The organism is Hydrogenophaga sp., assembly GCF_018780385.1.
GTDB lineage: Bacteria > Pseudomonadota > Gammaproteobacteria > Burkholderiales > Burkholderiaceae_C > Hydrogenophaga.
Genome location: NZ_JADMJO010000004.1, coordinates 153496 through 163377 on the forward strand (window position 1 = coordinate 153496; position 9882 = coordinate 163377).

Here is a 9882-nt window from a genome sequence, read left to right on the forward strand (position 1 = left end):
GCTGATCGGCTGCCCGTCGGCACATGGCCTCGTGACAACCGTCACGTTGAATACGCTGCCCACACCGCCGGTGGATTCACAAAGCCCTTTGATCGCGCTCGACCTCTGCCGGATGAACCCGGTTGAATCCGTTGAGGGAAGCGATGCGTATTCAGAGGGCAGAGGGTCCAGAGGGCAGAGGGTCGGACAACACCGCCCCGCTGCCCCGTCCTTCGCGACTCTCGTCAACACGCCACAACCCATTCACCATGCCCTTCCTGAAAACGACCACCGCATGCACGGCATCCCGCCTGCTGCCCCTGGCCGCAGCCCTTGCGCTGCTGGCCACATCCCCCGTCCGTGCCGACACCGGCAAGCTGCTGCTCACCGGGGGAGTGAGCAGCATTGAAGGCGCGGCAGGTGGCGGCATTTCCCCCTGGGCCGTGATCGGCAGCCAGGCCACCGAAGGCGAAGTGGGCGTATCGGCCTATCTCAGCCGCGCCAGGACGCGGGACTACGGCCTCACCGCTTATGGCGTGGCCGTGGGCATCCACGACCGCGTCGAACTCTCGGTGGGTCGGCAAGACTTCAACACCGGCATCACCGGCACGGGCCTGGGCCTGCCGGGTCTGCACCTGAAGCAGGACATCGTGGGCGCCAAAGTGCGCGTGGCCGGTGACGCCGTGTTGGACAGCGACAGCCCGATGCCGCAGATCGCCGTGGGTGTGCAGTTCAAGCACCTGCAGTCTTCCGGTCTGGACGGCACGTTGAGTGCACTGGGCGCCAAGCGCCACGGGGCCGACGTGTACGTGAGCGCCACCAAGCTGTTCCTCGCGCACGGCATCCTGGTCAACGGCACGCTGCGCGCGACCAAGGCCAACCAGGGTGGCCTGCTGGGCTTCGGGGCCACGCTGGGCGGTGCCGACAACGGCTACGAGCTGCAGCCCGAGATCTCGGTGGCGTATCTGATCAACAGCAAGCTGGCGGTGGGCGTTGAATACCGCGCCATGCCCAACAAGCTGCAGCGTGCCGGCCAGGCCGCCGGCCTGGGCGCTGGTCTGCGCGCCGACGACTGGAAAGACATCTTCATTGCGTACGCGCCCAGCAAGAACGTCTCACTCACCGCCGCCTATGTCGACCTGGGCCGCATCGTGCCGGCCACCACCGGTGGCCGCAAGCAGACCGGCGTGTACGTCTCTGCGCAGATCGCGTTCTGACACCTCCAGACATCTCATTCGAACCCCCACATGAAACACCTCTTCGCCTCCACCGCCCTCACCCTCCTGGCCCTGGCCAGCGGCGCCACGCTCGCCCAGTCGCCGCAAGGCGCCCCCTCTCCGTCGGCAGCCAGCGCCTACCCCGTTGCACCCGCGGCTGGCCTGTACCAGGCCTTCGGCGAACAAGCCGGCATCCGCAGCCTCATGGATGACTTCGTGGTTCGCCTCAAAGCCGACCCGCGCATTGGCGAGCAGTTCAAGGACACCAACCTGGGCAATCTGGCGAAGTCCCTGAGCGACCAGCTCTGCCAGCTCTCGGGCGGTCCCTGCGTTTACAAGGGCCCCGACATGAAAACCGCGCACGCCGACCGCGACACGACCCGCGCCCAGTTCAACGCCCTGGTGGAGGTGCTGCAGCAAAGCATGGACGCGCGGGGCATTCCGTTCACGCGCCAGAACCAGATGCTCGCGCTGCTGGCCCCCATGCACCGCGACGTGATCACCGTTCGCTGAACCCGCAACCCGACCCGACCATGAACCGCCCGAACACATCCGCCTGGCTGATCGCCGCCGTCACCCTGCTGCCGCTGGCCGCGCAGGCCGCCACCGTGCAGGTGACCGTGCTCGGGCGCGACGGCAAACCCCTGTCCGATGCGGTGGTGGTCATCGAGCCGACCTCGGGTGCCAAGCCGACGGCGCCGGCACCGGTCTCGGCCGTCGTCAACCAGCAGAAGATGCAGTTCGTGCCCGGCACCAGCGTGGTGCCGGTGGGCTCCAGGGTGACCTTCACCAACCTCGACAGCTGGGAACACCATGTGCGCGGCGTGCCGGCGGGCCTGGCCTCGCTGAATGCCGGCACCTCGTCCGGCTTTGAGCTGCGACTCGATGGCAAGGCCGAGGGCAAAGAACCCGCCAGCACCGAAGTAACGCTGACCAAGGCTGGCGCGGTGCAGTTGGGCTGCCACCTGCACGGCTCCATGCGCGGATTCATCTTCGTGACCGACTCCCCCTGGACACTGGTGACCGACGCGAACGGCGTGGCCACGGTGCAAGGCGTGCCCGAGGGCGCGGCCAAGGTGCGCGTGGTTCACGCCGACCAGATCCTTGAAGCACCGCCGTTGGCAGTCAACATCACGCCGGTCACGGCCCTGAGCCTGCCCACGCAGGTGCAGCCGCGTCGGCGCCGACCATGAACGCCCAGCCCGCCTTCTTCCATGCCCCGGCGCGGGCATGGGGCAAGCCGGTGCCCCACAATGCCCGCATGAGCGCACAACCCGACGACCAACTGATGGCCCTGATCGACCGCGTCGCACAACGCGACGAAGCCGCCCTCAAAGCCCTCTACGACCTGACCTCATCGAAGCTGTATGGCCTGGCGATGCGCGTGGTCGGAAAAAGTGAATGGGCCGAAGACGCGCTGCAGGAAACCTTTCTGCACATCTGGCGCAGCGCGGGTGACTACCGCGCCTCGCTCAGCCCACCCATGGCATGGATGGGTCTGATCGTGCGCAGCCGCTCGCTGGACTACCTGCGGCGGCGCACCGCCGAGCGCACCCACCTCACCGACGAGATCGACGACGTGATGTCCGACACCATGGAAGGCAATTCGCCCAACCCGATGGACACCACCCTGGCGAGCCAGCAGGCCTGGGCGCTGCACCAGTGCCTGGCCAAGCTGGAGAACCGCCAGCGCGAGGTGGTGAGCCTGGCCTACCTGCGCGACCTCAGCCACAGCGAGCTGGCCGAGCAACTCAGCCTGCCCCTGGGCACCGTGAAGACGTGGATCCGCCGCGGGCTGGACCAGTTGCGCAACTGCATGGCGCGCTTCGCCTGAGGACACACCATGAACCTCATTCAACACCCCGAACTGCTCGACCGGCTGGCCGCCGCCCACGCGCTGGGCACCTTGCGCGGGGGCGCACGCCGCCGCTTTGAAGCCATGGCCCGCGAGCAAGCCCCGGTGCGCGCCGCCGCCCTGGTGTGGCAAAGCCGCGTGTCCAGCATGAACGAACTGCAGACACCGCAACAACCCGCGCCCGCCGTGTGGACACGCATTGAAAACCTGGTGCAGGGCGAGAGCCAGCAGCAGGCCATGGCCGCCGCCCGCGCCCAACCCGTGAGGCCGCCGGCCACTGGCTGGCTGCGCAGCCTGGCGCTGTGGCGCGGCGCCACCGCCGCCGGTGCGCTGGCCACCGTGCTGGCGCTCGTGACGGCCGTGGGCCTGCGCGACAACCTGGGCGCGCAGATCAATGAACTGCAGGCCAGGCTCTCGACCACACCGCAGATCGAATACGTGGCCGTGCTCAACGACGACCAGGCCAGTGCCTCGATGCTGGTGACCTTCGACCCGAAGAACGGCAAGCTCACGCTGCAACGCGTGGGCGGCTTCCAGGAAGCCAGCGACAAGTCACTGCAACTCTGGGCCCTGCCACCCTCGGGTGGACCGCGCTCGCTGGGCGTGCTGAGTCAGGAGCGTTTGCTGCAGCTCACGGCTGGCGTGGGTGACGTGCGCGAAGTGCCCACGCTGGCCATCAGCCTGGAGCCCAAGGGCGGTGTGCCGAGCGAGCGCGGCCCGACCGGGCCGGTGCTGTTCAAAGGCGCGCTGATCCAGAAGATGCTGTGAGGCAGGTCACTGCCGCGCCGTGCGCACGTTGGCCGGCGGCGATTGCGGGTGGCTGGTGCGCCAGGGGTTGATGTCCAGGCCGCCGCGGCGCGTGTAGCGCGCGTACACCGCCAGCTTGGTCGGCTTGCAGCGCGCCAGGATGTCCATGTAGATGCGCTCCACGCACTGCTCGTGGAATTCGTTGTGGTTGCGAAAACTCACGATGTACTGCAGCAGCCCGGCCTGGTCGATCTGTGGGCCGCTGTAGGTGATCTGCACGCTGCCCCAGTCGGGCTGACCGGTCACCAGGCAGTTGCTTTTGAGCAGATGGCTCACCAGGATTTCGTCCACCGGCTTTTCATCAAACGCCGCGGTGAGCAATTCGGGCGCGGGCTGGTAACGCGTGCACTCCACATCGAGCCGGTCCACGCTCAAGCCTTCGAGTTCCTGCACTTTCTCGCGCTCCAGTTGCTCGGGCAGCAGCAGCTTCACACCCGCGCTGGACTGCAGGGGGCCGCCGTGCCAGACGGTGGCGCTCACGTCGGCACGGATGCGATCGCGCACCGCATCGGCGCTGGCGAAGGTGCTGTTGTTGAAGCTGTTGAGGTAGAGCTTGAACGACTTGCTCTCCACGATGTGCGTGCTCTCGCAGGGCACGGTGATGTGGGCCAGGGCCACCTGCGGTTTGCCACGCGGATTCAGCCAGCTGAGTTCGAACGCAGTCCACAGGTCGGCGCCGAGAAACGGCACGCTGCCGGTGATGCCGATCTCACGGCGTTTGGTTTCGCGCGGCAAGGGGAAAAGCAGGCCAGCGTCGTATTGATCCACGTAAGCCGAGGTCTGGCCGAGTTGCGATTGTTCGGGGGTGTTCTGGTTCATGTCGAGGCCTGTGCAGCGTGGAGGTGCGGAACGATGTGGCTGGCCAGCAGCGCCGCCACGCCGGGCGGCCAGTCGTGGCCCATGCCTTCGATGGATTCAAACCGGGCCCCGGCAATGCGCGCGGCGGTGTCCTGTCCACAGGCCAGGGGCACCAGCGGGTCGGCCGTGCCGTGCACGACCAGCGTGGGGCAGACGATGCCCTTCAGCACGGTGTGGCGCCGCGTGTCGGACACCACGGCGAGCAACTGCCGCGCCTCGCCGGCAGGCCGGTAGCTGCGCACCGCATCGGCCAGCACACGCTGTTCGAAGGCGGGCATGTCCTGCGGGAAGGCAGGGCTGCCGATCATTCTGAACAGGTTCAGTGCATGGGCGGCCACGTCTTCGGGTCGACGGCCGCGCGGGCGCTTGAGCAGAGCGCGGCTCACGTCAGCGCGCGGGCCGGGCAAGCCCGGGGCGCCGCTGGAGCTCATCACGCTGGTGAGGCTCAGCACGCGGCCGGGCACGGTGGCAGCAATGCGCTGCGAGATCATGCCGCCCATGGAAACACCCACCAGATGGGCGCGCTGCACACCCAGCGCATCGAGCAGGCCAATGGCGTCCTGCGCCATGTCCTGCAGGCTGTAGGGCGATCGCACGGCCAGGCCCAGGCGGGATCGGACGACCTGCCAGCCGATGTTGGGCACGCCGAGGTGGTCCAGCTCGCTGGAGAGTCCGATGTCGCGGTTGTCGAAGCGGATCACGCGGTAGCCGGCTTGCACGATGGCCTGCACCAGCGCGGTAGGCCATGCGGTGAGCTGCATGCCCAGGCCCATGGTCAACACCACGGCGGGGGCGTGTTCATCGCCGTCACTCTCGTATTCGATGCGCAGGCCGTTGTGGGTGATGTTCATGCCGGGCGCTTCACACGAACTCGCGTTCGCGCAGCCATTTGGTGGCCACCCATTTGTCGCCCTCGATCACCGGTGCGCCACCGTGCAGCGTGCGGGTGGAAGGGTGAGGTCGGTCGTAGTTGAAGAACACCGCGTTGCCGCGCACCGGGGCCACTTCCAGCCCGGCGTCGGGGAAGGTGGTGCCACCGCCGCGCGCGGGCTCGCTCAGGTACATCACCAGCGTGGCCAGGCGCTGCCCGCCACGCTTGAGGATGGTGGGCGTGCCGGGCTCGCCGGGGTCGAAGTAGTCGTAGTGCGGCTTGTACTCGGCGCCCGGGCGGTAGTGCAGCACCTGAAGGCCCTCGCCGTTCTCCACCGGCCAGTTCAGCAGGCGGGCAATGCGCGCCTCGATGCGCGCGACCTCGGGCGTTTGCCCGCGCGCGAAGAACGTGCCGCTGCTGGTGCGGTCCGGGTTGAGCTCCTCACCACCGGTCTTGGTGGCCACGGTCAGCGAGCGCGCCAGTTGCGGGCGCGCCGATTCGATCAGCGCATCGCACTCCTCGGCGCTCAGCAGGTTGCCCAGCACCACGACGCGCGGCTGGCTCAGTGAAGCAATCACGTTGACCATGCGGTCGCCCGCGTCGATCTGGCGCGGCGAGAAGCTCAGGTCGAGGTCGGGCAAGCGGTGCCATGCCGCGGCGCCTTCGCGGCGCACGGCCGGGGCGGGCTGGGTCAGCACCGGCGCGGGCTCCTTCCAGGTGGACGCAAGCGCCTTGAGCGCCACCGCTTGTTGCCAGCCCGAGGCCACCATGGACGCCATCACCGCTTCGCGCGAGAAGCCGGCCGCGGCTTGTTCCGCGATCCATTGGCGCAGTTCGATGGTGACGGACTGGTTCACGGCCATTCCCTCAAGCCTTGGCGTCGCGGCGGAACACCAGGCGGTCGGGCCCGGAGGCGGCGTTGTTGAAACGGTAGCCCTCCAGGTCGAAATGTTTGAGCTGCTCGGGCGTGCTGACACGGTGCTGCACGGCGTAACGCACCATGAGGCCGCGCGCGCGCTTGGCCATGAAGCTGATGACCTTGTAACCGTCGGCCTTGCGCTCTTCAAACACGCAGGTGACCACGCGCGGCAGCAGCACCTTGCGGTCCACCACCTTGAAATACTCTTCGCTGGCCAGGTTGATCACCACCGGGCTCACGTCGGCCCGGGCGCGCTCATTGAGATGGTCGGCAATCTGGCGGCCCCAGAACGTGTAGAGGTTCTTGCCCCGGCCGGTGGCCAGACGTGTGCCCATCTCCAGTCGGTAGGGTTGCATGAGGTCGAGCGGGCGCAGCACGCCGTACAGGCCACTCAGGATGCACAGGTGTTGCTGCAGCCAGTCGAAATCGGGTTCGGCGAGTGTCTTCGCGTCGAGCCCGCCGTACACGTCGCCGTCAAAGGCCAGCACCGCCTGCTTGGAATTCTTGGTGGTGAACTTCGGGCGCCAGGCCTGGTAGCGCGCCACGTTCAGGCCCGAGAGCGCGTCGGACAGGCTCATGAGGTCGGCGATCTGCTGGGGCGATTGGTCGCGCAGCACGCTGATGAGCTCGGTGGCCTGCTTCACGAACAGCGGCTGGGTGTGGGTCGCCACATGGGGCGGGGTCTCGTAGTCGAGTGCCTTGGCGGGAGAAATGAGGAACAGCATGTTGATGGGGGTGCCTAGCGGGATCGCAGGTGTGCGGTGCGTCAATGAAAAAGGGCTTCCCGCGGGACGCCCTGATTATCGCCACCGCACCGGTTTACTTCAGGTCGCCCGCAAGAGACGCCAGCGCTTCAGGGGACACCTGCACATGCGCCGGGTAGTGGGTGTGATCGCAGCCGATCTTCACCGCGGCGCCAGCCTGGACGGCCGCACGCATGGGGGGCGTGAATTCGAAGCGCACGAAGTGCACCGCCGAGGTCTTCACGTCGTTCTCGCGGTCCAGGTCTTCGTCGGCAATGGCGTAGACGCGCGCATACCCTTCAACCTCGACGAACATGCGGTCCTCCACACCGATCAGGCGCGCGAGCTCGCGCTTGCGCTCGTTGACGTCGGGGTACTCGATCATCATCGTGGCCTTCCAGTTGTGGCCATCGGGCACCAGCGGCGCATAGGCCTCGATCTCCTGCTGGATGCCCTCTTCTTCGAACACCTTCTCGATGCGCAGCATCTCCTGGATCTGGTAGCGGATGGTGGTCTCGCTCTCGAACTGCAGGTTGATGTGTTCGCCCAGCCGCACGCTGCGCAGCTTGCGGTGCGCGATCACGTCGGGCTTGTGCACCTTGCGCCACTTGGTGTAGGCCTCCAGGCTCATGAGGGAGTCGGCGGTGATGTGTCCGGTGAGTTGCATGTTGTCTCCTTAGTCCAATCCATTCTTCAAGCCGTAGGCGTGGGCCACGAGGCTGAGTGGATGTTTCAACGTGGGTGCGCCCAAACCGTTCACTTCAAACCCCTGGGCGATGTGGCCGCCGCCGAGTGGGCAGTCCGAGCTGATGTAGTCGGGCTTGGCGCCGTCCTTCATGGTGGCCATGGCCTTGAACACCGGCTTGCCGATCTTCATCGCGGTCTGGTGGGTCGCCTTCTTCACGCCGAAGGTGCCGGCGTGGCCGGAACAGCGTTCGATGGTGTTGAGGGTGGTGCCCGGAATCATCTTGAGCATCTCTTCGGTCTTGCGCCCGATGTTCTGTACCCGACCGTGGCACGGAATCTGGTAGCTCACGTTGCCCAGCTTCTGCGGAAACTCGGTCTTGAGCAAGCCGTCGCGTTTGCGCGCCATGAGGTACTCGAACGGGTCCCACAGGTGTTCCTTCACCAGTTGGGTGTCGGCGTCGTGCGGGAACATGAGCGGGATCTCCTGCTTGAACATCAGCGCGCAGCTCGGCACCGCCGTGAGGATGGCGTAGCCGTCCTTCGCGTACTTCGCAAGCACGGGGATGTTGGCCTCTTTGCTCGCCTGCACGGAGTCCAGATCACCCAGCTCCAGCTTGGGCATGCCGCAGCATTTTTCCTTCTCCACGATCACGTACGGGATCTCGTTGTGGTCCAGGATCTTGAGCAGATCCAGGCCGATGCCGGGCTCGTTGTAGTTGATGTAGCAGGTGGCGAAGATGGCGACCTTGCCGGGCGTCTTCTCGCCGTCGTTCACCACCGTGGCTTTTGCCTCGGGTGTGCGCGAGCGAAACCGTCGGGTGGCCAGTTCAGGCAGCCAGGCGTCCTTGTCGACCCCGGCCACGCTTTCCATCACCTTGCGCGCCACCTTGGTCTTGTTCACCGCATTGACCGTCTGAACCACGATGGGGATGCCGGCGAACTGGCCATGCACGTCGGTGGAGGCGAGGAATTTCTCGGCCAGACCGACCTCCCCCTTCTTGAACTTGATGGCCTTGGCGCGCAGCATGGTGTGCGGGAAATCCAGGTTCCATTCGTGCGGCGGCGTGTACGGGCACTTGGTCATGTAGCAAAGGTCGCACATGTAGCACTGGTCGACCACCTTCCAGTAGTCCCGTTTGTCCACGCCGTCCACTTCCATGGTCTTGCTCTCGTCGACCAGGTCGAACAGCGTGGGAAAGGCCCCGCACAGGCTCACGCAGCGGCGGCAACCATGGCAGATGTCGAAGATGCGCTCCAGCTCGTGGAGACACTTCTCTTCGTCGTGGAAGTCGGGGTTTTTCCAGTCGAGCGCGTGTCGTGTGGGCGCCTGCAGATTGCCTTCGGTGGCCATGGGGTCCTCGTCTGATTCAGATCACGTCACAAGGTTTCCGTGAGGGCTCCACGAGCCCTCACGGAAACGCTGCGCTCAAGTGAGCGCAGCTGCCAGGACACCGCGGAACTGGCTCCGCCAGGCCGCAGGTGTCGCCCACTGGAAGGGGGTCGCGCGCAGCGCGGCGGGGGTCAGTCAACCAGCTCGTTGAGGGCTTTTTGATAGCGATTGGCGTGCGAGCGCTCGGCCTTGGCCAGGGTTTCGAACCAGTCGGCGACTTCGTCAAAACCTTCTTCGCGCGCGGTCTTGGCCATGCCGGGGTACATGTCGGTGTACTCATGGGTTTCGCCGGCCACGGCAGAAGCGAGGTTGTCGCGCGTGGCACCGATGGGCATGCCGGTGGCCGGGTCGCCGGACTGCTCCAGGAATTCAAGATGGCCGTGCGCATGGCCGGTTTCACCCTCGGCGGTGGAGCGGAACAGCGCGGCCACGTCGTTCTGGCCCTCTACGTCGGCCTTGTTTGCGAAGTACAGGTAACGGCGGTTGGCCTGGGATTCGCCGGCGAAGGCGTCCTTCAGGCATTGCTCGGTTTTCGAGCCTTTCAATGCGGGCATGT

General features: G+C 66.3%; 12 protein-coding genes. 5 read left to right on the forward strand and 7 right to left on the reverse strand.

Features of this window, described 5'->3' with window-relative positions; all coding sequences use genetic code 11:
* Window positions 1-248 precede the first annotated feature (248 nt).
* From IV113_RS05020 to IV113_RS05040, 5 genes are all read left to right on the forward strand, one after another.
* The gene (locus IV113_RS05020; protein ID WP_291081483.1) at window positions 249-1196 is read left to right on the forward strand and encodes a DUF3034 family protein; all 948 of its coding nucleotides are present in this window, start codon (window positions 249-251) and stop codon (window positions 1194-1196) included.
* A gap of 30 nt (window positions 1197-1226) precedes the next feature.
* Window positions 1227-1709, forward strand: coding sequence for a group 1 truncated hemoglobin (locus IV113_RS05025; protein ID WP_291081485.1), 483 nt, complete (start codon window positions 1227-1229; stop codon window positions 1707-1709).
* A gap of 20 nt (window positions 1710-1729) precedes the next feature.
* A complete protein-coding gene (locus tag IV113_RS05030; RefSeq protein ID WP_291081487.1) occupies window positions 1730-2389 on the forward strand; it encodes a plastocyanin in 660 nt (219 codons plus the stop codon).
* Between the two features lie 68 nt (window positions 2390-2457).
* A complete protein-coding gene (locus IV113_RS05035; RefSeq protein WP_291081530.1) occupies window positions 2458-3030 on the forward strand; it encodes a sigma-70 family RNA polymerase sigma factor in 573 nt (190 codons plus the stop codon).
* A gap of 9 nt (window positions 3031-3039) precedes the next feature.
* The gene (locus tag IV113_RS05040; RefSeq protein ID WP_291081489.1) at window positions 3040-3819 is read left to right on the forward strand and encodes an anti-sigma factor; all 780 of its coding nucleotides are present in this window, start codon (window positions 3040-3042) and stop codon (window positions 3817-3819) included.
* 6 nt (window positions 3820-3825) lie between these two features.
* Here the strand turns inward: IV113_RS05040 and queF are convergent, their stop codons facing one another.
* From queF to IV113_RS05075, 7 genes are all read right to left on the reverse strand, one after another.
* A complete protein-coding gene (gene queF, locus IV113_RS05045; RefSeq protein ID WP_291081491.1) occupies window positions 3826-4677 on the reverse strand; it encodes an NADPH-dependent 7-cyano-7-deazaguanine reductase QueF in 852 nt (283 codons plus the stop codon).
* On the reverse strand, window positions 4674-5567 hold the full coding sequence (locus IV113_RS05050) for an alpha/beta hydrolase (protein WP_291081493.1): 894 nt from the start codon (window positions 5565-5567) through the stop codon (window positions 4674-4676). The genes queF and IV113_RS05050 overlap by 4 nt, the downstream gene beginning before the upstream one ends.
* Before the next feature lie 10 nt (window positions 5568-5577).
* Window positions 5578-6450, reverse strand: coding sequence for a 2OG-Fe(II) oxygenase (locus IV113_RS05055; protein WP_291081495.1), 873 nt, complete (start codon window positions 6448-6450; stop codon window positions 5578-5580).
* A 4-nt stretch (window positions 6451-6454) separates the two neighbouring features.
* Complete coding sequence (gene yaaA / locus IV113_RS05060; RefSeq protein WP_291081497.1) at window positions 6455-7231, reverse strand: peroxide stress protein YaaA; 777 nt, start codon at window positions 7229-7231, stop codon at window positions 6455-6457.
* 94 nt (window positions 7232-7325) lie between these two features.
* On the reverse strand, window positions 7326-7916 hold the full coding sequence (locus IV113_RS05065; RefSeq protein WP_291081499.1) for a DUF3501 family protein: 591 nt from the start codon (window positions 7914-7916) through the stop codon (window positions 7326-7328).
* Window positions 7917-7925: 9 nt separating this feature from the next.
* Window positions 7926-9287 (reverse strand): heterodisulfide reductase-related iron-sulfur binding cluster, encoded by a 1362-nt coding sequence (locus tag IV113_RS05070; RefSeq protein ID WP_291081518.1) that lies wholly within the window; start codon window positions 9285-9287, stop codon window positions 7926-7928.
* A 170-nt stretch (window positions 9288-9457) separates the two neighbouring features.
* Window positions 9458-9880, reverse strand: a complete 423-nt coding sequence (locus IV113_RS05075) for a rubrerythrin family protein (protein ID WP_291081522.1) — start codon at window positions 9878-9880, stop codon at window positions 9458-9460.
* Window positions 9881-9882: the final 2 nt, after the last annotated feature.

Bases quoted from the DNA above. Each gene is read 5' to 3' on its own strand.
- IV113_RS05070 (WP_291081518.1), bottom strand. From the start codon at position 9,287: ATGGCCACCGAAGGCAATCTGCAGGCGCCCACACGACACGCGCTCGAC.
- IV113_RS05020 (WP_291081483.1), top strand. From the start codon at position 249: ATGCCCTTCCTGAAAACGACCACCGCATGCACGGCATCCCGCCTGCTG.
- yaaA (WP_291081497.1), bottom strand. From the start codon at position 7,231: ATGCTGTTCCTCATTTCTCCCGCCAAGGCACTCGACTACGAGACCCCG.
- IV113_RS05055 (WP_291081495.1), bottom strand. From the start codon at position 6,450: ATGGCCGTGAACCAGTCCGTCACCATCGAACTGCGCCAATGGATCGCG.
- IV113_RS05040 (WP_291081489.1), top strand. From the start codon at position 3,040: ATGAACCTCATTCAACACCCCGAACTGCTCGACCGGCTGGCCGCCGCC.
- IV113_RS05030 (WP_291081487.1), top strand. From the start codon at position 1,730: ATGAACCGCCCGAACACATCCGCCTGGCTGATCGCCGCCGTCACCCTG.
- IV113_RS05075 (WP_291081522.1), bottom strand. From the start codon at position 9,880: ATGCCCGCATTGAAAGGCTCGAAAACCGAGCAATGCCTGAAGGACGCC.
- IV113_RS05065 (WP_291081499.1), bottom strand. From the start codon at position 7,916: ATGCAACTCACCGGACACATCACCGCCGACTCCCTCATGAGCCTGGAG.
- IV113_RS05050 (WP_291081493.1), bottom strand. From the start codon at position 5,567: ATGAACATCACCCACAACGGCCTGCGCATCGAATACGAGAGTGACGGC.
- IV113_RS05025 (WP_291081485.1), top strand. From the start codon at position 1,227: ATGAAACACCTCTTCGCCTCCACCGCCCTCACCCTCCTGGCCCTGGCC.
- IV113_RS05035 (WP_291081530.1), top strand. From the start codon at position 2,458: ATGAGCGCACAACCCGACGACCAACTGATGGCCCTGATCGACCGCGTC.
- queF (WP_291081491.1), bottom strand. From the start codon at position 4,677: ATGAACCAGAACACCCCCGAACAATCGCAACTCGGCCAGACCTCGGCT.